This window comes from Methylobacterium organophilum, from assembly GCF_022179465.1.
Taxonomy (GTDB): domain Bacteria; phylum Pseudomonadota; class Alphaproteobacteria; order Rhizobiales; family Beijerinckiaceae; genus Methylobacterium; species Methylobacterium organophilum.
Map to the genome: position 1 here is coordinate 21,914 of NZ_BPQV01000018.1, position 23,963 is coordinate 45,876.

The following is a 23,963-nucleotide window of genomic DNA, read 5'->3' on the forward strand; positions in this document are numbered from 1 at the left end:
CGGCTCACGTGACCCCGGTCGGGCCATCGAGGACGCGGCGGACGCGCCGGACGAGATCCATGCGGCGATAGGGCTTGTTGATCAGCTCGAACTCACTGCCGCCGGCATCGGTCCGCTCCAGGGACGCCTCCGCATAGCCCGTCGTCAGCAGGACCTTGATGCGGGGATGCCGCTCGCGGGCGGCGCGGGCCAGCATCACCCCGTTCATGCCGCCGGGCATGATCAGGTCGGAGAACAGCAGGTCGACGCGCCGGTCGCCCTCCAGAACCGCGATCGCCTCGCGGGCATTCCTGGCCATCAGGATCGCGTAGCCGAAATCCTCCAGGATCATCCGCGCCGTCTCGGCCACCTCGCCGCGGTCGTCCACGATCAGGATCGTTTCCGTGCCGCTGCGGTCGCTCGCCCGTGGCCCGGGCTGCTGGTCCGGCTGCACCTCGCTGTCGGTCGCCGGGAAGAGCAGCCGCACGCGGGTGCCGCGCCCCACCTCGGAGCTGATGCGCACCGCGCCGCCCGATTGCTTGGCGAAGCCGTAGACGGTGGCGAGGCCGAGGCCCGTGCCCTTGCCCTCCTCCTTGGTGGTGAAGAACGGCTCCATCACCCGGGCGAGCACCTCCGGCGGCATGCCGGTGCCGGTATCGGTGACGCAGATCACCGCGTAGCGGCCGGGATTGATCGTCTGGAACAGATCCTCCTCGCTGTGCTCCACGACGAGGTTCTGGGTGGCGATGGTGACGACGCCGCCATGGGGCATGGCGTCCCGGGCATTGATCAGGACGTTGAGCAGGGCGACCTCGGCCTGGGTCGGGTCGAGGCGGATGTTCCACAGATCCGCGGCGAGGTCGCGCTGCAGCTCGACATCGTCGCCGAGCGTGCGGCCGGCGAGCTCGCTCATGCTCTCGACGAGGGCGTTGAGGTTGATCGCCCGGCCCTCCAGCCGCTGCTTGCGCGAGAAGGCGAGGAGCTGGTGCGTCAGCTTCGAGGCCCGGTCCGTCGCGCCGCGGATCGCGTCGGCGGCGCGGGCGAGACGGCCGACATCGTAGCGCTCGCTCCCGGCCAGCGCCGTCAGGATGTCGGCATAGCCGCCGATCACCTGGAGCAGGTTGTTGAAGTCGTGGGCGATGCCCCCGGTGAGCTGGCCCAGGGACTCCATCTTCTGCGCCTGGTGCAGGGCATCCTCGGCGTCGCGGCGGCGGGACACGTCGAGCTGGGAGCCGAAGAAGTAAACGAGGTTGCCGTCCTTGTCGTAGACGGGGCTGACGAACAGGGCGTTCCAGAAGCTGGTGCCGTCCTTGCGGTAGTTCAGGATCTCGGTCGCGATCTCCTTGCGCGCCTGGATCGCGCGGCGGATCTCCGCGAGCGTGGTCTGGTCCGTCTCCGGCCCCTGCAGGAACCGGCAATTGCGCCCGACCAGTTCCTCGACCGCGTAGCCGGTCATGCGCAGGAAGGCGTTGTTGGCGAAGATGATCGGGTTGTCCGGCTGGTACGGATCGGTGACGATCATCGGCATCCGCGTCGTCTCGACGGCGGCGAAGAAGATGTCGGCGTGCGTGTCCTTCAGCGGTTTGGGGCCGGTTCCGGTGACGGTGGGAATCCTGGTCGGGGGCTCTGACATGCGGTGCGATCGCGGCCTTCGGGACGGCCGCGCAGCGGACCGCGCCGAGCCCGTTCCCCGGCCGGGACGACGCTCAGAGGAACGCAGGCGAGCCTCGGGGACAAGTCGGCACCCTCCGGGAAACCGGACCGTGCCGCCGGCCTCGGCCGGCGCAGGCCCGCAAAGGCCTGCTGCTCCCAATCCGCCGAAGGCGGAACGGTTCCTCCGCCGACCGGCCATCCACAGCTACGGAACCATCCTGGCCGGCCAGACCAATTTTCTTCAAGCCTGTCTTTAAAAGACTTCGCGAGCGGAAAATTCGATTTATGGTAGGGCTCCAAGACGGTCGACGCTCGGGCCTTCCCTGTGAGCGACGCTGAGCTTTGAGTCATGAATTCATTGTCCAAGCGTCACCGTCACGCCCGCTTTGTCACAGGCAGAGGCGGACTCGGGATTGCGGGCCGAGGCCCGGTCGGCGACCACGACTTCCGACGCTCAGGCGAAACGTGCATCGTGCACGGCCTGTGACGAGCGGAGGCGGGTGGAGGAAAACGCAGCCATGAAGAAGAACAAGGTCATCACGGCCGACGAGGCGATCGCGCTCATCCGCGAGAACGACGTCGTCACGACGACGGGCTTCGTCCAGAGCTGCATCCCGGAGGCTTTGCACGCCGCCCTGGAGAAGCGCTTCGTCGAGACCGGCAGCCCCCGGGGCCTGACTCTCATCATGACCGCCGGCGCGGGCGACAGCAAAGGCCTCGGCACCGGCCGCCTCCACCATGACGGGCTGCTCTCCCGGGTCATCGCCGCCAATTTCGGGCGCATGCCCAAGGTCGCCCAGGCCGCGCAGAACAACCAGATCCGCGGCTACAACCTGCCCCAGGGCGTCATCTCCCAGCTCTACCGCGCCTGCGCCGCCGGCCAGCCGGGCCTGTTCTCGAAGGTCGGGCTCAAGACCTATGTCGACCCGCGCCACGGCGGGGCCAAGGTCAACGAGGTGACGAAAGAGGACATCGTCAAGCTCGTCGAGGTCGATGGCGAGGAATGGCTGTTCTACACCGCCACCAAGATCGACGTGGCCTTCATCCGTGCCACCTCCGCCGACCCGTCGGGCAACCTGTCCTTCGAGAAGGAGGCGCTGACGCTGGACTGCCTCGCCCAGGCCATGGCCGCCCGCAACAACGGCGGCATCGTCATCGCCCAGGTCGAGCGCATCGTCGACGACGGCTACCTGCTGCCCAAGGACGTGCGCGTCCCCGGCATCCTCGTCGACTGCGTGGTCGTCGCCGAGCCCGAGATGCACCGGATGAATTACGGCGTGATGTACGACGCCGCCCTCGCCGGGGAGATCCGGGTGCCGGTCACCGGCATCAAGCGGATGGCGCTCAACGAGCGCAAGATCATCGCCCGCCGCGCCGCCTTCGAGCTGCCACCGAACGGCGTGGTCAATCTCGGCGTCGGCGCGCCGGAGGGCATCTCCTCCGTCGCCAACGAGGAGAAGATCACCCCCTACATCACCCTGACCACGGAAGCCGGGGCGGTCGGCGGGGTGCTGGCCTCGGGGTCGAGCTTCGGCGCGGCGACGAATGCCGACTGCATCATCGACCAGAACCAGATGTTCGACTTCTACGACGGCGGCGGCCTCGACATGACCTGCCTCGGCATGGCCGAGTGCGACGAGGCCGGCAACGTCAACACCTCGAAGTTCGGTGGCAAGCTGAACGGCTGCGGCGGCTTCATCAACATCTCGCAGAACGCCCGCACGGTGGTCTTCGCCGGCACCTTCACCGCGGGCGGCCTGGAGATCGCCGTCCAGGACGGGCAGGTGAAGATCGTCACCGAGGGCAAGGCGCGCAAGTTCGTCACCCAGGTGCAGCAGAACACCTTCTCGGGGCCCTACGCCGTCGAGCGCTCGCAGCCGGTGATCTACGTGACCGAGCGCTGCGTCTTCCAGCTCACCCGGGAGGGGCTGGAGCTGATCGAGGTGGCGCCGGGCATCGACATCGAGCGCGACATCCTCGCCCATATGGACTTCAAGCCGATCGTGCGGAACCCGGTGCCGATGGATGCGCGCATCTTCCGCGACGAGCCGATGGATCTGATCTCCGACCTGCTCAACCTCGATCTGAAGTCCCGCGTCAGCTACGACGGCGAGCGCAACATCCTCTTCATCAACCTGGAAGGCTGGTATTGCCGGGTGAAGAGCGACATGGACGAGCTGCGCATGACCATCGTCGAGGCCTGCCGCAAGGCCGGCCAGCGGGTCAACGCCGTGATCAACCACGACGGCTTCCGGCTCAACGAGAACCTCTACGACGATTATGCCGGGATGGTTCAGTATCTCCAGGCGAACTACTACGCGACGACCACCCGCTACGCGACCAGCGCCTTCCTCCGCCTGAAGATGGAGGAGGCCCTGACCAACCGCGGCGTCGCTCCCCACGTCTTCGAGCGCAAGGAGGAGGCCCAGGCCTTCCTCGGCACCAACGAGGACAAGAAGGCCCGCAAGATGATCTCCCCGGCGGTGGCCTCGGCGGCCTGAGAACGCCGGGTCTCGTTGCCGACCGGAAGAGCCCTCGCCCCTCGCAGGCGGGGGCTCTTTCCGTTCCGGAGCGGGGCAGGGGAGGGCGCACCGGAGGACTCGCATGTCTTGCGCGCACTCCAACTATCCCCCAATCTTGGGGGTGAGTTGGAGTGCGGCATGCCTGAGACCTGGACCATCGCCCAAGCCGCCCTGATCGTCGAGAAGCCGGTGGCCGTGCTTCAAAAAGTCGTCGAGCGGGCACCCGTCAGGCCGAAGATGGTCGAGCGCGGCGGCCGGCGCATCCGTGCCTTCGATCTGCACGATCTGGTGTTCCTGCAGGCGCTGGACACCCTGAAGCGTGACCTCACGCCCCTCAAGCAGGCCGAGATCTACGAGGCTCTGGCCCACCTGCCTCCCGAGAGCCCCCTGCGCGACGTGGAGGCGGGCGATCTCCGCTACGATTTCGGCCCTTATCTCCGCTCGATCCGCTCCAGGATTGACGAGACGGACCGGCTTCTCGCGCTGATCGACGCGAGCGGGCGGGAACCGGTCGTCAAGGGCACCTCCATCGAGGCCTACCGCATTGCGGCTCTCTTCGACGGCATGTCCCTCGGCGAGATCCTGCGCGACTATCCCTCGCTCACGGAGGAACAGGCGCGCGCCGCCAAGGCCTACGCGGACAGCCATCCCAAGCCGGGGCGCCCCTATCCGACCGTCACCGCCAAGAAGGCGCTACGGGATGCGCGAACCGACGACGACGAGGCCTTCCTGCCATCCCGCGGATGATCCGCTATCTCCTCGACACGGACGTCGTCAGCCAAGCCGGCAAAGCGTCGCCGAACGTCGCCGTGACGGCTTGGCTCGATTCGGTGGACGACCACGCCCTCGCCATCAGCGTCGTCACCCTACGCGAGCGCTGGGAGGGCGCCGAAAAAGCCCGGCGGGCGGGAGCCCCCCAGGCCGCCGCCATCGCAGCCGACGTGGAGCGCATGGCCGCGGCTTTTCGCGGGCGGATCCTCCCGGTCGATGAGCGCGTCGCCCGCTATTGGGCGGCGCTCCTGGTGCCGGACCAGTCGCGGGCCGACGACAAGTGTCAGGTCGCCATCGCTTCCGTCTTCGGCCTGACGCTGGTCTCGCTCAATTGGCGGCACGTGCAGGGTCTGGGCGTGCCCGTTCTCAACCCCGGCCGAAGGCCCCCAAGCTCTATCCCGCGTGACCGCTTCCTCTCTTAGGCCAGCGGCCGGAAGGCGATGAGCGTCATGTCGTCCCGGCGCTCCTCCTCGCCGCGATAGGCGGCCAGCGCCGTCTCCACGGCCTCGACCTGGGCCGAGAGGGGCGCGTCCTGGTGGTCCTCCAGGATCGCGGTCACGCCTCGGTGGCCGAGGAGGCGGGCCGGGGCGGAGGGAAGGGGCCGGCCCATCTGGTCGGTGATGCCGTCGGTCATCATGTAGAAGGTCGCGCCCGGCTCCAGCGGGATCGCAAGGTCCGCATGCACCGCGGCCTCGCGCCCGTCGCGGGGATAGCCCAGCCCCCGGCGGTCGCCGCGCCAGCGCGTCACCGCGCCGCCGGCGATGCGGGTCAGGGCGAGGCCGGCGCCGGCGAAGTGCAGGACGCCCGCCGCGCGGTCGACCACGCAGATCCCGCAATCGAGCCCGTCGTCGGAATCGGCGCCGCGCCCGTCCTGGCGCAGCTGCGTGCGCACCATCGCGTCGAGGCCGGCCAGGAGTTCGGCGGGCGAGCGCAGGCCGCGCTCATGCAGCAGCCGGTCGAGGGCGGTCGCCACGATCAGGGTGAGGAAGGCGCCGGGCACGCCGTGGCCGGTGCAATCGGCCACGAGCACGATGCTCTTGCCGTCGATGTCCTCCAGCCAGAAATAGTCGCCGCCTACGAGGTGCAGCGGCTCGTAGAGAACGGCGAGTTCCACGCCGCTCCCGGCGAGCGCCGTGCGCTCGGGCAGCACCGAGCTCTGGATGCGCTTGGCGTAGCCGATGCTCTCCATCACCTGCCGGTTGGCCTCGCCGAGCTCGGCATGGGCCGCTTCCAGCTGCTGGAGCAGGCGCTTGGCCTCGGTGCCGGTGCGCAGGCCCTCGACCATGTTGTTGAAGGCGGTGGAGATCGCGTCGATCTCGTTGCTCGGGCGCAGGTTGCCGCCGAGATCGACGGTCGCCCAGCGCTGGTGCTCGACCTCCCGCATCGCCACGAGCAGCCGCTTGAGCGGCGCGATGACGTGGCGGGCAACGGTGTGGTGGAGCGTCACCACGAAGGCCAGCATCAGGATCAGGCTGGTGCCGAGCGCCAGCAGCGCCTGCTGCTGGGCATGGCGCTCGAGGGCCTTGGCGGAAACGGTGACGGACAGGCTGCCGGCGGGCTCGCCGCTGCCGGGCAGGGTCAGGTCGGTGACGACCTGGATCAGCTGCCAGGCCTGCTCCCGGGGCGGCTGGCCGACGCTCGCGACGACATGCCCCTCCGCGTTGCGCAGGACGGCGTAGCGAAGGTCCGGATCGAGGCCGAGCGCCTGGATCTGCGGTCGGTAGATCTCGGGGTTGCGGTCCCAGCCCGGCCGGGCGATGGCGGTGGCGGTCAGGGCCGCGACCAGATTGGCGCGATCGGCGTATTGGTGGTGCCCGTCGCGATAGTTCGTCCAGGCGATGCCGATCTGCGTCAGCAGCACCGCCACGGCGATCACCGGGTAGATCCGGAGGAACAGGGTATGGGCGAGGCTGTCGAGGTTGCGCCCGCGGGCGGCGCCGCGCAGCGCCCCCGGCTTCATGATCTGCGCGACCTCCTCCGTCCGCGCCTCGACGTCCTTGAAGCCGAGCCCGTCCAGGAAATCGCCGCCCCGCCGCGGCCCGGCGCCGCGCAGGGCGCCCCCGCGGGGAACGGCCGAGCCGGAAGCCTCGCTCATGGCTCCTCCTCCGGAGCGCCGGTGTCCTGGGCGACGCAGACGCGGTCCCGGCCGCCCGCCTTGGCCGCATAGAGCGCCGCATCCGCCCGGCGCATCAGAAGGCCGAGGCTCTCCCCGGAGCGGGAGACCGCGAGCCCGATGCTGACCGAAATCGTGAGGGACTCCTCCTCGCTCTCGACCGGGGTCGCCGCCACGGCCCGCCGCAGGTCCTCGGCGAAGGCGAGGCCGTCCGCCGCCGTCATGTCCTCGAGCAGGATCGCGAATTCCTCACCGCCCATCCGCCCGAAGGCGTGCGCCCCGCGCAGGGCCTCGCGGCAGGTCTGGGCGAAGGTGACGAGCGCGGCATCGCCCGTGGCGTGGCCGTAGCTGTCGTTGATCTTCTTGAAACGGTCGAGGTCGAGCATCAGCAGGCAGGGCGGCCGGCCCTCGCGGCCATGGCGCCGAAGCTCCTGCTCGCAATGCTGGGTGAAGCGGCGGCGGCTGAAGGCGCCGGTGAGATGGTCGGTCTCGGCGAGGCGCCGCATCTCGGCTTCGAGCCGCTTGCGGTGCTCGATCTCGGTCGAGAGGGCCTCGTTGAGCATCTGAAGGTCGCGCTGCTGGTCGGCGAGCCACTGGTTGGCGCGCTGCAGGTCCGACTGCATGCGGTCGCTCATGCGCACGATCTGGCGCTGCTCGCGGTAGCCCCGGCGATAGGCCTCGGCGAGGTCGCGCACGCCGGCCGCCACCTCCGCGAGGCGGGCCAGCATGTCGTCGGTGCGGGCGAGGACCGCCTCCTCGTTGTCGAACAGGCTGAAGGCATCGCTGTCGACCTTGGCGGCCAGGGTGGAGCGCCTACCCATGGGACTGCTCCAGCTTCACCAGCTCGAAATGCGCGTGCTCGAAATCGGCGGCGAAATCCTCGCCCGCCTCCTCGATCGACTCGTCGCCCTCGGCATAGAGCCAGCGCACCGTCACCGGGCGCCCATCGGCGGCCGCGTCCTCCAGCGCCATGAACAGGTTCATCAGCGCCTTGGCGCTCGACGAGTTGAAATAGGCGAGCTCCACCGTGAGGGTCACCGGTTCGAGTTCGTCCGCCTCCAGGAAGGCGCGCAGGGCCTGGAGCAGCGGGCCGAAGAAGGCGGCCGCATCCTCCGGGTAGGATTCCCCGCGCAGCAGCAGCGTGCCGTTCGGGAAATCGAAATCGACGAGCGGCGAGCGGTTGGTCGCAGCCTTCTCGATGCGGTCCATCGGAAAGACTCCTCAGATATAGGCTTTGAGGCAGAACAGGCTCTTGCCCGGGCCCAGTGCCTCGAAGCCGTACTTGACGGGGGCGCTGGAGCGCCGGGCGATCTCGATCAGCCCGATGCTGCCGCCGAGGCTGCCCTCGTCCGGGGGCTGACGCAGCTTCTCGCGATAGAACTTCTTCAGCTCCTCGCTCGAGAGGCCGGCGATATGGTCGAGGCGGGCGCGCAGGGCCTCGACCTCCTCCGCGCCGACCTCGTTGGCGCAGATGACGAAGAAGCGCCCCTCCTCGGTGCCGACGGCGATCATGCCGCTCGACACCATGCCGGCACTGCTGGAGGTGTCCGGGCAGACCTTGGCCGCGGAATAGCGGATCACGTTCTGCGCCTGCTCGACGAAGATCGAGAAGACCTTCTTGGCCACCGTCGCGTCGGTCTCCTCCTGCTGCATGCGCAGCTTGAGCACCTCGCCGAGGGAGAACAGCAGGCCCTCGGAGAAATCGCCGCCGAAGGAGAGGATCAGACCGTTGCGCTTCGCGGCCTCATGGAACGACATGAACTCCTGGGCGAGCACGACAGCCTCCGGCGGGATCGACGACACAACGCGACCGTGCACCGTCGCGCCGGGCCTTCCCGGGCGGACGGCGCCCCGTCACGCGGCCGGACCGCCACTCTCGGGCGACTCGACCCGACCGAAGCTCTAGCAAGGCGATCATTCACAAGACGTTACGAACGCCGTCGATCACGGTTTCCTGATCTTGCGCAGGGCGTCGCGACCTGGATGAAAGAAGATCTTATTTGCGCAATCCGCACAATTTTTGGTCGTTAATTTGCGTCAATAAAAGGTCAGGCGAAGCTTTTGCGCGGGTCGAAGGCATCGCGCACCGCCTCGCCGGCGAAGACGAGCAGGCTCAGCATGGCCGCGACCACGAAGAAACCGGTGAGGCCGAGCCAGGGCGCGTTGATGTTGTCCTTGCCCTGGGCGAGCAGCTCGCCGAGCGAGGCCGAGCCCGGCGGCAGGCCGAAGCCGAGGAAGTCGAGCGAGGTCAGGGTCGTGATCGAGCCGTTCAGGATGAAGGGCAGGAAGGTCAGGGTCGCCACCATGGCGTTGGGCAGGAGGTGGCGCGCCATGATGCGCACGTTCGAGAGGCCGAGCGCCCGGGCGGCGCGGACATATTCGAAATTGCGCGCCCGCAGGAATTCCGCCCGCACCACGCCGACCAGGGCGGTCCAGGCGAACAGGGTCAGGATGGCGAGCAGGGTGAAGAAGCTCGGCACCAGGAAGGCCGACATGATGATGATCAGGTAGAGCGTCGGAATCGCGCTCCAGATCTCGATCACCCGCTGGAAGATCAGGTCCGTCCAGCCGCCGAAATAGCCCTGCACCGCCCCCGCGATCACGCCGATCACCGAGGAGATCAGCGCCAGGATGAGGCCGAACAGCACCGAGATGCGGAAGCCGTAGATGATGCGCGCCAGAACGTCGCGGGAGGCGTTGTCGGTGCCGAGCCAGTGCCACTCGATGTCCCGGCAGCCGAGTTCGCGCCCCGTCGCCTTGACCCCCGCCCGCTCGGCCACGGGCCGGCACTGGGCGTCGTCGAGCGCCCAGGTCGGCGGGGAGGGCGCCGGGGTCGGCATGTCGCTCATGAAGGTGTTGTAGGAATAGGGGATCGGCGGCCAGAGCGCCCAGCCGTTCTCGGCGATCTCCTTGCGGATCTCCGGCTGCCGGTAATCGGTCCGGGCCAGGAAGCCGCCGAACTTCTCCTCCGGATAATCGACGAGGACCGGGACCAGCCACTCGCCCTTGTACTGGAGCAGGATCGGCCGGTCGTTGGCGATGACCTCGGCGAACAGGCTCGAGACGAACAGCAGGGCGAAGATCACCGCCGACCAGGAGCCCCGGCGATTCGCCCAGAAGTTATCGAGCCGGCGCCGGGTCAGGGGCGAGAGCCGGCTGCGCGTGGCCGTCGGCAGGGGCTGCATCGGGGGGGCGTTGCCCGGCGCCGTCACCGGCACGGCATCGGGCTCGGGGCGCGCAACCTCGTTCATCGGCCCGCCGCCCCTTCGCTCATGCCAAACCCGTTCAGTCGATGCGGACCGCCGTGCCCTCGATCTCGCTCGGGCGAAGGCCGCCCTTGCGCTCCAGGTGCCGGCGCAGCAGCCGGACGTTGCGGCGGTTGGCCTTGAAGGCGGCGTCGAGCAGGTCGCCCGCCAGGGGCACCGCACCGACCGCTCCGTCGAAGGCCACGTTGGCCATCATCCGGGCGACCAGCCAGCGCGGGGCCCCCAGGCGCCGCGCCTCGTAGACGATGTAGGAGGCGATCGCCATCCCGGCGATGTCGCCGATCACCGGCACGAGGCCGATCAACGCGTCGACGCCGACCCGGCGGTTCGTGCCGGGGATCAGGAAGACGGAATCCATCACGAAGGCGAGCTGCTCCAGGCGCTGCAGGCTCGCTTCCGGGCCGGTGTCGGTGAAGCGGCGCAGATCGGCCGCGCCGAAAGGCTCGCGCTGGAACGAGCCGGGGTCGAAGCTGGTGCGGGACGCGCTCATGCGGGAGGATGTGGCCCCGCCCATCCCCCTCGGCAAGGACGCCCCCGCCAACGGGCCGCGCCGCCGGCATCACGCCGCCCGGCCCAGGGGGGCGAGGCGCGCGAGCGCCGCGTCGAGGGTGGCGTCGCTCTTGGCGAAGCAGAAGCGGACGAGGTTGCGCACGTTTCCCTGCGCGTAGAAGGCGCTGACGGGGATGGCGGCGACGCCCCGCTCCCGCACCAGCCGCTGGCAGAAGCCGACATCGTCGGGCGCGCCGATATCGACATTCAGGAAGTAGGTGGCGGCGGAGGGCAGCACGGTCAGCCCGAGCCCGGAGAGGCCCGCGGCCAGCCGGTCGCGGGAGCGGGCGAAGCCGGCCCGCATCTCCCGGAAATAGGCCTCGTCCTTGGCGAGCCCGTAGGCCACCGCCTCCTGGAGGTTGGGGGGCGTCGTGAAGGTGATGAACTGATGGGCCCGGGCGAGCACGCGCAGAACCGGCTCGGCCGCCATCACGAAGCCGACCTTCCAGCCGGTCAGCGAGAAGATCTTGCCCGCCGAGCCGACCTTCACCGTGCGCTCCCGCATGCCCGGGAAGCCCATGAGCGGGCGGTGGCGCGCCCCGTCGAAGACCACGTGCTCCCAGACCTCGTCGCACAGGGCGAAGGCGTCGAAGCGGCGGCAAAACTCCGCCAGCAGCGCCAGATCCTCGTCCGGGAACAGGCTCGCGCTCGGGTTGAGCGGGTTGTTGAGGATGACGAGCTTCGTCCGCTCGGAGAAGACGGCGGCGAGCGCCGCCGCCTCGATGCGGAAATGCGGCGGCTGCAGGGTGACGAAGCGGGGCACGCCCCCGGCCCGGCGGACGAGAGGGAGGTAGGCGTCGTACATCGGCTCGAACAGCACCACCTCGTCGCCGGGCGCGACCAGGGCGAGGATCGCCCCGGCCAGGGCCTCGGTCGCGCCGGAGGTCACCATCACCTCCCGCGCGGGATCGAGGTCGAGGCCCTGGAAGCGGGCGTAATGGGCGGCGATGCCCTCGCGCAGGGCCGGCAGCCCCATCATCGGCGGGTACTGGTTGTTGCCGCGGATCAGGGCCTCGGCACCCCGCGCCCGCACGTCCTCCGGTCCGGGATCGTCCGGGAAGCCCTGGCCGAGATTGATCGCCCCGTGCTCGCGGGCGAGCTGCGACATGACGTCGAAAATGGTGGTGGGCAGGGCGGCGAAGACGGGATTCATGCCGGTCGGGTCGTGCCTCTCGCGCCGCGTCCGGGGCACGCGCCCCGGCATATCGGACAGGGTTCGCGCTCTACCATGCGGGAAAACACGCGCAAAACGTGCGCCCGCGCACATCCAGAACCGGGCGGGTCCATCCGCGGCCCGGACGGGATGATTTCGACGGCTGACGATTGTTGACACTCGTCAGCCCTCGTCTAAATCTCAACCCACGGTCGGACCGGCCACCGCGCGAAGGGAACTCCGCCCCCTCGTTCCCGACATGCGGCGCGCCGGTCCGATCGTCTCCCAGAAGGCCGCCGCGCGACACGGCGGCCTTCTGCTTTTCCGGCGCCCGCCGTTCCGAAAGCCGCACCCCGCCGCGCGGATCGGTGCTATGGGGTCGCGCGCCCCGCGCCCTTCCGGAACTCGACGACCATGCGTGTCTCCCTCGCCTTGGGCATCGCCCTCGCCACCGCCGGCCTCGGGGTGGCCCTGCGGATGGCGCTTCCGGTCACCCCGGTCGATGCCGGCTTCCGCGACGTCGTGCAGCACTACCGGTCGCTGGAGCGGCCCTGATCTCTCCGGAGCCGGCGCAGGTGCGCCGTCACACCTGAAGCTTGCGGCCCCGTTTCTCAGCAACATGCGGGAAACGGAGCCGCCGTAGTGGGGTCGCATTGCTCGGCGAGCCTCGGGCTCGGCGGCCGGGATGTCGGGCGAGGAAGAGGGGGACGCGACCGCACGTCCTGCCCCCCAGCCCGCATCCGGGGCCGCGCCGTGATAGGCTCGGGTCCTGAACGGCCCGGGACGGGACGGCGCTTCCGCAAGCGCCCTCCCGACGGGCCAGATCCTGACTGAGTTTTCTGGGATGAACGAGAACTCGCCGATCCGCCGGGAAACGGCCCGGGAATACCCGACGACCGCCCCGGCGCCCGTGCGCCGGCGCCGCCGGCTGGGCCGCTGGATCCTGATCCTGCTCCTCCTGGCGGGGGCGGGCGCGGCCGGCTACCGCTTTTACGAGACCCGGATGAAGGGCGCGGGCGAGACGCAGGAGGCGCGCGCTCCGGGCGGCAGCGGCCGCGGCGGCCATCACGGCGCGCCGCCCCAGGCGGTCGGGATCGCCACGATCGCGGCCGGCGACATGCCGGTGATCCTCCAGGGCCTCGGCACGGTGACCCCGCTCGCCACGGTGACCGTGCGCTCGCAGATCAGCGGCTACCTCACCGAGATCGGCTTCCGCGAGGGCCAGACGGTCAAGCGCGGCGACTACCTCGCCCAGATCGACGACCGGCCCTACCGGGCGCTGCTCGCCCAGTACGAGGGCCAGCTCGCCAAGGACCAGGCGCTCCTGCAGAACTCGAAGCTCGACCTGCAGCGCTACCAGACCCTGAACCGCCAGGATTCGATCTCGAAGCAGAACGTCGACACCCAGGCGGCCCTGGTGAAGCAGAACGAGGGCACCGTCGCCTCCGACCAGGCCCTCGTCGACCAGCAGAAGCTCAACATCGCCTATGCCCACATCGTCTCGCCGGTGGACGGGCGGGTCGGCCTGCGGCAGGTCGATCAGGGCAACTACATCACCGGCGCCTCGACCAACATCGTCGTGGTCACGCAGCTCCATCCGATCTCGGTGGTGTTCACCCTGCCGGAGGACGACGTCGCCCGGGTGATGAAGCGGCTGCGCGCGGGCGCCAAGCTCACGGTGCGGGCCTATGACCGCGGCGACCAGCACGAGATCGCCACCGGCACCCTCGACACGGTCGACAACCAGATCGACACGACCACCGGCACGGTGAAGCTGCGCGCCCTGTTCCAGAACGACGACGAGACCCTGTTCCCGAACCAGTTCGTCAACGCCAAGCTCACCGTCGACACGATCCGCAACGCGCCGCTGGTGCCGAATTCCGCGATCCTGCGCGGGGCGCCGGGCACCTACGTCTACCTGATGCAGGGCGACGACAAGGTCAGCGTGCGCCCGATCAAGATCAGCGAGAGCGACGGCCTCCGCACCGTGGTGACCGAGGGGCTGCAGCCGGGCGACCGCGTCGTCACCGACGGCACCGACCGCCTGCGCGACGGCGCCAGCGTGCGGGTCACGGAAGGCGCGGGCAAGCCGCAGCGGGACGCGCCGGCGGGCAACGCCAGCGCGCCCGGCGCCGCCATCCCCGGCACGCCCGCCGCGGCCTCGGGGGCCCAGCCGGGCGCCCCGAGCAACCCGGGCGAGGCCAAGCCGGCCGAGAGCAGCGGGACGGAGGGCGCCCCGCCCGCCGAGCGCAAGCGCAACCGGCACAGGGCGGCGCAGTGACCGCCGGGGGCGCCCCATGAACCCGTCCCGCCTCTTCATCCTGCGACCGGTGGCCACGACGCTGCTGATGCTGGCGATTCTGATCGTCGGCGCGGTGTCCTATCTCAACCTGCCGGTCTCGGCGCTGCCCTCCGTCGACTATCCGACCATCCAGGTGCAGACCTTCTATCCGGGGGCGAGCCCGGAGGTGATGACCTCGGCCGTCACCGCGCCCCTGGAGCGGCAATTCGGCCAGATGGCCAACCTCAACCAGATGTCCTCGCAGAGCTCGGCGGGGGCCTCGGTCATCACCCTGCAGTTCAGCCTCGACATCCCCCTCGACATCGCGGAGCAATCGGTCCAGGCGGCGATCAACGCGGCGGGCAACCTCCTGCCCTCGGACCTGCCGGCGCCGCCGATCTACGCCAAGGTGAACCCGGCCGACGCGCCGGTCATCACCCTGGCGCTGACCTCGAAGACGATGCCGCTCACCCAGGTGCGCGACCTCGCCGAGACGCGCCTCGCCCAGAAGATCAGCCAGGTGGCCGGCGTCGGCCTCGTCAGCATGGGCGGCGGCATGCGCCCGGCGGTGCGGATCCGCTTCAATTCCCGGGCGCTCGCCGCCTACGGGCTCAACATCGACGACCTGCGCACCACGATCGCGAACCTCAACGTCAACACGCCCAAGGGCAATATCGACGGGCCGACCCAGTCCTACGCCATCAACGCCAACGACCAGATCCGCGACCCGAGCGTCTACGAGCAGGCCATCGTCGCCTACAAGAACGGCGCGCCGGTGCGCCTCTCGGACGTGGCGGACGTGGTCGACGGGGCCGAGAACACCAAGCTCGGCGCCTGGGCCGACCGCACCCCGGCGGTGATCCTCAACATCCAGCGCCAGCCCGGCGCCAACGTCATCGAGACGGTCGACAAGATCAAGGCGCTGCTGCCCCAGCTCCAGGCGACCATGCCGGCGGCGATCGGCATCGCCGTGCTCACCGACCGCACCACCACGATCCGCGCCTCGGTGAAGGACGTGCAGTTCGAGCTGATGCTCGCCATCGCCCTGGTGGTGATGGTGATCTTCCTGTTCCTGCGCAGCGTCTCCGCGACGCTGATCCCGAGCCTGTCGGTGCCGCTCTCCCTGGTGGGGGCGCTCGCCGCCATGGATCTCTGGGGCTTCTCCCTCGACAACCTCTCCCTGATGGCGCTCACCATCGCCACGGGCTTCGTGGTCGACGACGCCATCGTGGTGATCGAGAACATCGCCCGCCACGTGGAGGAGGGGGATTCGCCGCTGGAAGCCGCGATGAAGGGCTCCCGCGAGATCGGCTTCACCATCATCTCGCTCACCGTCTCGCTGATCGCGGTGCTGATCCCGCTCCTGTTCATGGGCGACGTGGTCGGGCGCCTGTTCCACGAATTCGCGATCACGCTGGCCGCCACCATCGTGATCTCGGCGGTGGTCTCGCTGACGCTGGTGCCGATGATGTGCGCCCGCCTGCTCAAGCCCGGGACCGGGCACGCCGCCGCCCGGGAAGGGTTCTTCGCGCGGATCGGCCGGCGGGCGACCGACGGGACCATCGCCCTCTACGGGCGGGCCCTGCGGGTCGTGCTCGCCCATCAGGGCCTGACCCTGCTCGTCTTCCTCGGCACCGTGGCGCTCACCGCCTGGCTGTTCGTGGCGGTGCCGAAGGGCTTCTTCCCCGTGCAGGACACGGGGGTGATCCAGGGCATCAGCCAGGCCGACCAGACCGTCTCCTACGAGGCGATGGCCGAGCGCCAGCAGCAGCTCGCCGACATCGTCCTGAAGGACCCGGACGTGGCGAGCCTGTCCTCCTTCATCGGGGTGGACGGCCAGAACGTCACCCTCAATTCCGGCCGCTTCCTGATCAACCTGAAGCCCCGCGACGCACGCACGGCGACCGCCGGCGACATCATCCGCCGGCTCAACGCGGCGACGCGCGGGGTGCCGGGGGTGCGGCTCTACATGCAGCCGGTGCAGGATCTGACCATCGACACCGCGGTCTCGGCCACCCAGTACCAGGTCATCCTGGAGAACCCGAACCTCGAGGAGTTCGAGACCTGGGTGCCGCGCTTCGTCGAGGCGCTGCAGCGCTCCCCCCTGCTCGCGGACGTGACCAGCGACTACCAGGGCAGCGGGCTCGCCGCCTACGTCACCATCGACCGGGCCACCGCCGGCCGCTACGGCATCACCCCGGCCACCATCGACAACGTGCTCTACGACGCCTTCGGCCAGCGCATCATCTCGACGATCTTCACCCAGTCGAGCCAGTACCGGGTGATCCTCGAGGCCGATCCGGACCTGCACCGGACCCTCGACTCCCTGAACACCCTCTACCTGCCGTCCTCCACCGCCGCCTCCGGGCAGGTGCCGCTCGCCGCCGTGGCCCGGATCTCCGAGCGGCGGGCGCCGCTGCTGGTCGGCCATCTCGGCCAGTTCCCGGCCACCACCGTCTCCTTCAACCTCGCCCCGGGCGCCGCGCTCGGCGAGGCGGTGCAGGCGATCGAGGAGGCGCGCAGGGCCATCGACCTGCCGGCCAGCTTCACCCTGGTGCCGCAGGGCTCGGTCTTCGCCTTCGAATCCGCGCTCTCCAACGAGCTGTTCCTGGTGCTCGCGGCCATCGTCACGGTCTACATCGTGCTCGGCGTGCTCTACGAGAGCTTCATCCACCCGATCACGATCCTCTCGACGCTGCCCTCGGCCGGCATCGGCGCGCTGCTCGGCCTGATGTGGTTCGGGCTCTCCCTCGACATCATCGCCATCATCGGCATCGTGCTGCTCATCGGCATCGTGAAGAAGAACGCGATCATGATGATCGACTTCGCGCTCCAGGCGGAGCGCGAGGAGGGCCGCTCGGCCCGGGACGCGATCTACGAGGCCTGCCTCCTGCGCTTCCGCCCGATCATGATGACGACGCTCGCCGCCCTGTTCGCGGCGGTGCCGATGATCGTGGGCACCGGCGTCGGCTCCGAATTGCGCCAGCCGCTGGGCATCGTCATCGCCGGCGGCCTCATCGTCAGCCAGGTGCTGACGCTGTTCACCACCCCGGTGATCTACCTCGCCTTCGACCGCCTGGAGCGCCGGCTCTCGGGCCGCCGCGACGGGGAGGCGGGCCTCCCGGCGGGCGAGGCCCTGCCGTGAACGTCTCCGCCCCCTTCATCCGGCGGCCGATCGCCACGACGCTGCTCACCGTCGGCGTGCTGCTCGCCGGGCTGTTCGCCTTCGTGAAGCTGCCGGTGGCGCCGCTGCCGCAGGTCGATTTCCCGGTCATCATGGTGCAGGCCCAGATGGCCGGCGCCTCGCCGGAGACCATGGCCACCACCGTCGCCGCGCCCCTGGAGCGCCGCCTCGGCGTCATCGCCGACGTCAACGAGATGACCTCGACGAGCTCGACCGGCACCGTGCGGATCGTGCTGCTGTTCGGGCTGAACCGGGACATCGACGGGGCCGCCCGCGACGTGCAGGCGGCGATCAACGCGGCCCGGGCCGACCTGCCGACCTCGCTGCGCACCAACCCGACCTACCGCAAGTTCAACCCCGCGGACATGCCGATCCTGATCCTCGGCCTGACCTCGGACACCCTCACCCCGGGCCAGCTCTACGATTCCGCGGCCACCGTGGTGCAGCAGAAGATGTCCCAGATCGAGGGCATCGGGAACGTCGATATCGGCGGCTCCTCGCTGCCCGCCGTGCGGGTCGAACTCGATCCGATGGCCCTGTTCCATTACGGCATCGGGCTCGAAGGCATCCGCGCGGCGCTGGCCTCCGCCAATGCCAACTCGCCGAAGGGCGCGGTCGAGACGGCGGACCGGCGCTACCAGCTCTACGCCAACGACCAGGGCCGGCAGGCCTCCGATTACCGCGACATCGTCGTGGCCTACCGCAACAATGCGGGGGTGCGCCTGTCCGATGTCGGCCAGGTGATCGATTCCGTCGAGGACAAGCGCAATCTCGGCCTCGTCAACGGCAAGCCGGGCGTGATCCTGTTCATCTACAAGCAGCCGGGCTCGAACGTGGTCGAGACGGTCAAGCGGGTGCGCGAGGCGATCCCGCAGGTGAAGGCCGCCCTGCCCGGCGACATCGACCTCGACATCTCCGGCGACCGCAGCGCCACCATCCGCGCCTCCCTGAAGGAGACCGAGGAGACCCTGCTGATCGCGGTGGCCCTCGTGGTCTTCGTGGTGTTCGTGTTCCTGCGCTCGGGCCGGGCCACCCTGATCCCGGCGGTGGCGGTGCCGATCTCGATCATCGGCACCTTCGGGGTGATGTACCTGCTCGGCTACTCCCTCGACATCCTGTCGCTGATGGCGCTCATCATCGCCACGGGCTTCGTGGTCGACGACGCCATCGTGGTGCTGGAGAACATCCAGCGGCACATCGAGGCGGGCAAGCCCCGGGTCGAGGCGGCCCTGCAGGGGGCCCGCGAGGTCGGCTTCACCGTGATCTCGATGAGCCTCTCGCTCATCGCCGTGTTCCTGCCGATCCTGCTGATGGGCGGCCTCGTCGGGCGCCTGTTCCAGGAATTCGCGGTCACCCTGTCCCTGGCGATCCTGATCTCCCTGGTGCTCTCGCTCACCACCACGCCGATGATGTGCGCCCGCCTGTTGCGCCCGGAGGGGCATGGCGTCGCGACCCAGCGCCCGAGCCTGCCGATCCGGATGCTGGAGGGCGCCTTCGACGCCACCCTGCGCGGCTACGAGCGCAGCCTGCATGTCGCCCTGCGCCATCGCCGGCTGGTGCTGCTCAGCGTGTTCGGGGCGATCGGGCTCAACGTCTATCTCTACGTCATCGTGCCCAAGGGCTTCTTCCCCGAGCAGGATACGGGGCAGCTCATGGGCGGCATCCAGGCCGACCAGCGCATCTCGTTCCAGGCGATGAAGGAGAAGCTGACCCGGGCGAGCGCCATCGTGCAGGCCGACCCGGCGGTGGAGAGCGTGGTCGGCTTCACCGGCGGACGCGGCACCAACTCGGCCAACGTCTTCGTCGGGCTCAAGCCCCTGGGCCAGCGCGACTCGATCGAGACGGTGATGGGCCGGCTGCGGCCCAAGCTCGCCCAGGTCGCCGGCGCCCGGCTGTTCCTGTTCCCCCGCCAGGACCTGAAGATGGGCGGCCGGCAGAGCTTCGCCCAGTACCAGTACACGCTCCAGGGCGACACGGCGGAGGAGCTCTACGAATGGGCGCCCAAGCTGGTCGCGGCCCTGCAGCAGCAGCCGGGGCTCTTCGCCGACGTCACCTCCGACCAGCAGGAGGGGGGCCTGGAGAGCCGCCTCGTCATCGATCGGCCCACCGCCTTCCGCTACGGCATCACCCCGGACCAGATCGACAACACCCTCTACGACGCCTTCGGCCAGCGCCAGGTCTCGACGATCTACAACCCGCTCAACCAGTACCACGTCGTGATGGAGATCGCGCCGCGCTACCTGCAATCGCCGGAGACGCTGAAGTCGATCTTCGTCTCGACCACGGGGGGCAAGGCGCGGGGCTCGGCCACCACCAACGCCGTGGCCGGCACGGTGGCCGCCTCCGACACGACGGACGGGACGGCCAATGCCGGCTCGACCACCACCTCCACCGCCAGCGCGGGGGCGAGCGGCAGCTCGGGGGGCGACGCCGCCGCCATCGCCGCGGATTCGGCCCGCAACGCCGCCTCCAACGCCATCGCCGCGAGCAAGGGCGGCGCCTCGTCGAGCGCGCCGGTCTCCGCCGCGAAGGAGACCATGGTGCCGCTCTCGGCCTTCGCCCGGTTCGAGACCGGCAACGCCCCCGTGCAGGTCGCCCATCAGGGCCTGTTCGTGGCCACCACGGTCTCGTTCAACCTCGCCCCCGGCAAGAGCCTGTCGGACGCGACCGCGGCCATCGACAGGGCGATGCTCGACCTGCGCATGCCCGCCACCATCCACGGCGAATATGCCGGCGCGGCCAAGAACTATCAGGCCTCCGCCTCCCGCCAGCCGCTGCTGATCCTCGCCGCGCTCCTCGCGGTCTACGCGGTGCTCGGCATCCTCTACGAGAGCTACGTGCACCCGATCACGATTCTCTCGACCCTGCCCTCGGCGGGAATCGGCGCGGTGCTGGCCCTGCTGGTGACGGGCACGGAATTCACGATCATCGCCCTGATCGCGGTGTTCCTGCTGATCGGCATCGTGAAGAAGAACGCGATCATGATGATCGACTTCGCCCTCGACGCCGAGCGCACCCGCGGCATGGGCCCGGCGGAGGCGATCTTCGAGGCCTGCCTCTTGCGCTTCCGTCCGATCATGATGACAACGCTGGCCGCGCTCCTCGGCGCGCTGCCGCTGATCCTCGGAGGCGGGGAGGGCTCGGAGCTGCGCCGCCCGCTCGGCATCGCCATCGTCGGCGGCCTTATCGTGAGCCAGATCCTGACCCTCTACACCACCCCCGTCGTCTATCTCTATCTCGACCGCCTCCGGCTCTGGGCGCTGAACCGGGGCCGGCGGAACCGGGGCGGCGCGGCGGTGCCGGCGGAATGATGCGCGTGACCGGTTCCATCGCCGACAGGGGGAGGGCGGCCCGCCTCGCCCTCGCCCTCACGCTGTCCCTCTCCACCGCCGGCTGCATGGTCGGGCCGGACTATGTGCGGCCCTCCGTCGAGACGCCGCTGGGCTTCAAGCAGGGGGGGATGCGCGAGGACAGCGTCGCCTATGTCCAGAGCCGCAAGGGCTGGCGCGCCTCCCGGCCCAATGACGGGGCCGAGCGCGGCGACTGGTGGCGCGTGTTCCGCGATCCGACCCTCGACCGGCTGATGCGCTCGGTCGATGTCGACAACCAGACCCTGCGCGCCGCCGTGTCGAACTACGCCCAGGCGCGGGCGCTGGTCGCCTCGGCCCGGGCCGCCCTGTTCCCCACCGTGCTCGGCGCGCCGTCGATCACCCGCTCGCGCTCCCTCGGCTCCGAGCGCACCACGGTCTCCCTGCAGGGCCAGGCGAGCTGGGAGCTCGACCTGTTCGGCCGCCTGCGCCGCCAGTTGGAGGGCGAGGTGGCGAGCGCCCAGGCCAGCGCGGCCGATCTCGCTCTGGTCCGCCTCGGCATCCAGGCGGAGCTCGCCACCAACTACCTGCAGCTGCGCTACCAGGAATCCCTGAAGGCGGTGCTCCAGGAGAACATCGAGGGCTTCAGGCGCAGCCTCGCCATCGCCGAGAACCAGTACAATGCCGGCGTCGCCGCCCGCTCCGACGTCATCACCGCGCAGACGCAGCTCCAGACCACGGAGGCCTCCGCCATCGCCGTCGACCTGCAGCGGGCGACCTTCGAGCACGCCATCGCCCTGCTGGTCGGCCGGCCGCCCTCCGAGGTGAGCATCCCCCGGGGCAAGCTCGCCCAGACGCCCCCGAGCGTGCCGGTCGGCATCCCCTCCGAGCTGCTGGAGCGCCGCCCCGACATCGCCCAGGCGGAGCGGCTGGTCCAGGCGCAGAGCGAGCAGATCGGCGTCGCGGTGGCGGCCTTCTACCCCACCGTCACCCTCTCGGCCTCCGGCGGCATCTCCGGGGCCACCAGCAACGGCCTCTTCTCCGCGACCAACCAGGTCTGGTCGGTGGCCGCCGCCGGCAGCGAGACCCTGTTCGACGGCGGCGCCCGCACGGCGGCGCTCGACGCCGCCCGCGCCGCCTACGACGCGGCGGTGGCCAATTACCGCCAGGCCGTGCTCACCGCCTTCGGGGAGGTCGAGAACGATCTCGCCGGCGTGCGCATCCTCGCCCGGCAGATCGGCAAGCAGGAGGAGGCGGTCGCCTCCGCCCGGCGCGCGGTCGAGATCGCCCTCAACGAGTACCGGGCCGGCACCCAGAACTACACCACCGTGGTCACGGCCCAGTCGCTGCTGATCAACAACGAGGTCACGGCCCTGCAGATCAGGCTCAGCCGCTTCACCACCGCCGTCGACCTGATCCGGGCCCTGGGCGGCGGCTGGGACGCCCGCAGCCTGCCCACGGGCGAGGAGCTGAAGGCCGAGCGCCTGCCGATCGACCGCGGCACCGCGATGCGCACGGACGAGTAGATCCTCACGAAGCAGCGTGGCCGGAACGGCCGCGCCGCAAGCCGGTTGATCCGCCGATGCCGCGCTGCGGCGAGAGACCGGGTTGCCCGACGATGGCCGAGAACGGCAATTCCCCGCACGAGACGCTCCGCCACGGAGGCGCCCTCCCGGACGGCGCCCCGCCGCAGAAGACCAGCCGGGCGGGCTTCACCCCGGCGCCCCCCTGCACCCTGGTGATCTTCGGCGCGGGCGGCGACCTGACCAAGCGCCTGCTGATGCCGGCCCTCTACAACCTCGCCGGCGGCGGCCTGCTCTCCGACAAGCTCGCGATCCTCGGCGTCGACCACAACGCCAATACCGACGACGGGTGGCGTGAGACGCTGAGCGACACGATGCAGTCCTTCACGAAGGACGCCTCCGCCGAGTTCCACGTGGACGCGATCGACGCGGCGCAATGGGGCTTCGTGCGGGAGCGCCTGCGCTACCACCAGGGCGACTTCGAGGACGCGGCCACCTTCACGGGCCTCGCGGAGAAGATCAGCGGCAACGCGGTGTTCTACCTCGCCGTCGCCGCCCGCTTCTTCGGCCCGATCGTCGACGGGCTCGGCAAGGCGGGGCTGCTGGAGCAGGGCGAGGGCGCCTTCCGCCGCGTGGTCATCGAAAAGCCCTTCGGCTCGGACCTCGCTTCCGCCCGGGCGCTCAACGCGCGCATCCTCAAGCAGGCCGACGAGAGCCAGTTCTACCGGATCGACCATTTCCTCGGGAAGGAGACGGTCCAGAGCATCATGGCCCTGCGCTTCGGCAATGGCATGCTGGAGCCGGTCTGGCGGCGGGAATACATCGACCACGTCCAGATCACCGCCGCCGAGACCATCGGCGTGGAGGGGCGGGGCAGCTTCTACGAGGGCACCGGGGCGCTGCGCGACATGGTGCCCAACCACCTGTTCCAGCTCCTCTCCATGGTCGCCATGGAGCCGCCGAACTCCTTCGCGGCCGAGGCCGTGCGCACGGAGAAGGCCAAGCTCGTCGAGGCGGTGCGGCCGGTGACGCCGGAGCACGCCGTGCGCGGGCAGTACGCGGCGGGCCGCATCGAGGGGCGGGACGTGCCGGCCTATCGCGACGAGCCGAACGTCGACAGGGATTCGACCACCGAGACCTATGTCGCCCTGAAGCTCGAGATCGAGAACTGGCGCTGGGCCGGGGTGCCCTTCTACCTGCGCACCGGCAAGCGGATGGGCGGGCGGCGCACGGAGATCGCGATCCATTTCCGGCCGCCGCCCTTCCACCTCTTCGACGAGACGCCGGTGACGCATCTCGCCCCCAACGTGATGCGGCTCTCCATCGACCCCGAGCACGGCATGAGCACGCAGCTCAACGTGAAGGAGCCCGGGCCGCAGATGCGGCTCGGCACCGTCTCCACCCAATTCCGCTACGCCGACTTCTTCGAGCAGGCGCCCAATGTCGGCTACGAGACCCTGATCTACGATTGCATGGTCGGCGACGCGACCCTGTTCCAGCGCGCCGACAACATCGAGGCCGGCTGGGCCGCGGTGGAGCCCCTGATCCAGGCCTGGAAGGACGCCCCGGTCGATCTCTACGAAGCCGGCAGCCAGGGCCCCGACGCCGCCGACAAGCTGCTGGAGAAAGACGGGCGGCGCTGGCTGAGGGTCGATTGAGCG

The 23,963-nt window shown here is 69.8% G+C and carries 17 protein-coding genes; 9 read left to right on the top strand and 8 right to left on the bottom strand.

Translation table 11 applies throughout. The annotated features are described in order from the left end of the window. Positions 1–4 precede the first annotated feature (4 nt). Positions 5–1,612 (bottom strand): hybrid sensor histidine kinase/response regulator, encoded by a 1,608-nt coding sequence (locus tag MFF21_RS22880; RefSeq protein WP_238314743.1) that lies wholly within the window; start codon positions 1,610–1,612, stop codon positions 5–7. A 538-nt stretch (positions 1,613–2,150) separates the two neighbouring features. Between MFF21_RS22880 and MFF21_RS22885 the strand changes: the two genes are divergently transcribed. The 3 genes from MFF21_RS22885 to MFF21_RS22895 all read left to right on the top strand — a co-directional run bounded on the left by MFF21_RS22885 (position 2,151) and on the right by MFF21_RS22895 (position 5,347). Next, the gene (locus MFF21_RS22885) at positions 2,151–4,133 is read left to right on the top strand and encodes an acyl CoA:acetate/3-ketoacid CoA transferase (RefSeq protein WP_238314745.1); all 1,983 of its coding nucleotides are present in this window, start codon (positions 2,151–2,153) and stop codon (positions 4,131–4,133) included. Positions 4,134–4,292: 159 nt separating this feature from the next. Then, the gene (locus MFF21_RS22890; protein WP_238314748.1) at positions 4,293–4,901 is read left to right on the top strand and encodes a DUF433 domain-containing protein; all 609 of its coding nucleotides are present in this window, start codon (positions 4,293–4,295) and stop codon (positions 4,899–4,901) included. Further along, positions 4,898–5,347: a PIN domain-containing protein gene (locus tag MFF21_RS22895; protein ID WP_238314749.1), complete on the top strand. Its 450-nt coding sequence runs from the start codon at positions 4,898–4,900 to the stop codon at positions 5,345–5,347. Before MFF21_RS22890 ends, MFF21_RS22895 begins: the two co-directional genes overlap by 4 nt. Here MFF21_RS22895 and MFF21_RS22900 read toward each other — a convergent pair. The 7 genes from MFF21_RS22900 to MFF21_RS22930 form a co-directional block, all read right to left on the bottom strand. Further along, complete coding sequence (locus MFF21_RS22900; protein WP_238314751.1) at positions 5,344–7,020, bottom strand: PP2C family protein-serine/threonine phosphatase; 1,677 nt, start codon at positions 7,018–7,020, stop codon at positions 5,344–5,346. The genes MFF21_RS22895 and MFF21_RS22900 overlap by 4 nt on opposite strands. Continuing rightward, positions 7,017–7,859, bottom strand: coding sequence for a GGDEF domain-containing protein (locus MFF21_RS22905; RefSeq protein ID WP_238314753.1), 843 nt, complete (start codon positions 7,857–7,859; stop codon positions 7,017–7,019). The genes MFF21_RS22900 and MFF21_RS22905 overlap by 4 nt, the downstream gene beginning before the upstream one ends. Next, positions 7,852–8,247, bottom strand: a complete 396-nt coding sequence (locus MFF21_RS22910) for a DUF1987 domain-containing protein (protein ID WP_238314755.1) — start codon at positions 8,245–8,247, stop codon at positions 7,852–7,854. The genes MFF21_RS22905 and MFF21_RS22910 overlap by 8 nt, the downstream gene beginning before the upstream one ends. Positions 8,248–8,259: 12 nt before the next feature. After that, complete coding sequence (locus MFF21_RS22915; RefSeq protein WP_238314773.1) at positions 8,260–8,796, bottom strand: SiaB family protein kinase; 537 nt, start codon at positions 8,794–8,796, stop codon at positions 8,260–8,262. Positions 8,797–9,086: 290 nt separating this feature from the next. Further along, positions 9,087–10,289, bottom strand: a complete 1,203-nt coding sequence (locus MFF21_RS22920; protein WP_238314775.1) for an ABC transporter permease — start codon at positions 10,287–10,289, stop codon at positions 9,087–9,089. Between the two features lie 34 nt (positions 10,290–10,323). After that, positions 10,324–10,794 carry a DUF4112 domain-containing protein gene (locus MFF21_RS22925; RefSeq protein ID WP_238314777.1) on the bottom strand — a complete coding sequence of 157 codons (471 nt, stop codon included), beginning with the start codon at positions 10,792–10,794 and terminating at the stop codon, positions 10,324–10,326. Between the two features lie 69 nt (positions 10,795–10,863). After that, entirely contained in the window at positions 10,864–12,006 is a 1,143-nt protein-coding gene (locus MFF21_RS22930; RefSeq protein WP_238314779.1) for an aminotransferase, read from the bottom strand. 414 nt (positions 12,007–12,420) lie between these two features. Between MFF21_RS22930 and MFF21_RS22935 the strand changes: the two genes are divergently transcribed. The 6 genes from MFF21_RS22935 (at position 12,421) to zwf (ending at position 23,960) form a co-directional block, all read left to right on the top strand. Next, the gene (locus MFF21_RS22935) at positions 12,421–12,561 is read left to right on the top strand and encodes a hypothetical protein (RefSeq protein WP_238314788.1); all 141 of its coding nucleotides are present in this window, start codon (positions 12,421–12,423) and stop codon (positions 12,559–12,561) included. A 289-nt stretch (positions 12,562–12,850) separates the two neighbouring features. Further along, complete coding sequence (locus MFF21_RS22940; protein WP_238314789.1) at positions 12,851–14,287, top strand: MdtA/MuxA family multidrug efflux RND transporter periplasmic adaptor subunit; 1,437 nt, start codon at positions 12,851–12,853, stop codon at positions 14,285–14,287. 16 nt (positions 14,288–14,303) lie between these two features. After that, a complete protein-coding gene (locus MFF21_RS22945; RefSeq protein WP_238314791.1) occupies positions 14,304–17,432 on the top strand; it encodes an MdtB/MuxB family multidrug efflux RND transporter permease subunit in 3,129 nt (1,042 codons plus the stop codon). Further along, complete coding sequence (locus tag MFF21_RS22950) at positions 17,429–20,782, top strand: efflux RND transporter permease subunit (RefSeq protein ID WP_238314793.1); 3,354 nt, start codon at positions 17,429–17,431, stop codon at positions 20,780–20,782. The genes MFF21_RS22945 and MFF21_RS22950 overlap by 4 nt, the downstream gene beginning before the upstream one ends. Continuing rightward, a complete protein-coding gene (locus MFF21_RS22955) occupies positions 20,782–22,305 on the top strand; it encodes an efflux transporter outer membrane subunit (RefSeq protein ID WP_373325084.1) in 1,524 nt (507 codons plus the stop codon). The genes MFF21_RS22950 and MFF21_RS22955 overlap by 1 nt, the downstream gene beginning before the upstream one ends. Positions 22,306–22,397: 92 nt before the next feature. Then, positions 22,398–23,960 (top strand): glucose-6-phosphate dehydrogenase, encoded by a 1,563-nt coding sequence (gene zwf / locus MFF21_RS22960; protein ID WP_238314795.1) that lies wholly within the window; start codon positions 22,398–22,400, stop codon positions 23,958–23,960. Positions 23,961–23,963: the final 3 nt, after the last annotated feature.

Coding starts and splice junctions, on each gene's coding strand:
- MFF21_RS22880 (WP_238314743.1), bottom strand. CDS start 1,612: ATGTCAGAGCCCCCGACCAGGATTCCCACCGTCACCGGAACCGGCCCC.
- MFF21_RS22885 (WP_238314745.1), top strand. CDS start 2,151: ATGAAGAAGAACAAGGTCATCACGGCCGACGAGGCGATCGCGCTCATC.
- MFF21_RS22890 (WP_238314748.1), top strand. CDS start 4,293: ATGCCTGAGACCTGGACCATCGCCCAAGCCGCCCTGATCGTCGAGAAG.
- MFF21_RS22895 (WP_238314749.1), top strand. CDS start 4,898: ATGATCCGCTATCTCCTCGACACGGACGTCGTCAGCCAAGCCGGCAAA.
- MFF21_RS22900 (WP_238314751.1), bottom strand. CDS start 7,020: ATGAGCGAGGCTTCCGGCTCGGCCGTTCCCCGCGGGGGCGCCCTGCGC.
- MFF21_RS22905 (WP_238314753.1), bottom strand. CDS start 7,859: ATGGGTAGGCGCTCCACCCTGGCCGCCAAGGTCGACAGCGATGCCTTC.
- MFF21_RS22910 (WP_238314755.1), bottom strand. CDS start 8,247: ATGGACCGCATCGAGAAGGCTGCGACCAACCGCTCGCCGCTCGTCGAT.
- MFF21_RS22915 (WP_238314773.1), bottom strand. CDS start 8,796: ATGTCGTTCCATGAGGCCGCGAAGCGCAACGGTCTGATCCTCTCCTTC.
- MFF21_RS22920 (WP_238314775.1), bottom strand. CDS start 10,289: ATGAACGAGGTTGCGCGCCCCGAGCCCGATGCCGTGCCGGTGACGGCG.
- MFF21_RS22925 (WP_238314777.1), bottom strand. CDS start 10,794: ATGAGCGCGTCCCGCACCAGCTTCGACCCCGGCTCGTTCCAGCGCGAG.
- MFF21_RS22930 (WP_238314779.1), bottom strand. CDS start 12,006: ATGAATCCCGTCTTCGCCGCCCTGCCCACCACCATTTTCGACGTCATG.
- MFF21_RS22935 (WP_238314788.1), top strand. CDS start 12,421: ATGCGTGTCTCCCTCGCCTTGGGCATCGCCCTCGCCACCGCCGGCCTC.
- MFF21_RS22940 (WP_238314789.1), top strand. CDS start 12,851: ATGAACGAGAACTCGCCGATCCGCCGGGAAACGGCCCGGGAATACCCG.
- MFF21_RS22945 (WP_238314791.1), top strand. CDS start 14,304: ATGAACCCGTCCCGCCTCTTCATCCTGCGACCGGTGGCCACGACGCTG.
- MFF21_RS22955 (WP_373325084.1), top strand. CDS start 20,782: ATGCGCGTGACCGGTTCCATCGCCGACAGGGGGAGGGCGGCCCGCCTC.
- zwf (WP_238314795.1), top strand. CDS start 22,398: ATGGCCGAGAACGGCAATTCCCCGCACGAGACGCTCCGCCACGGAGGC.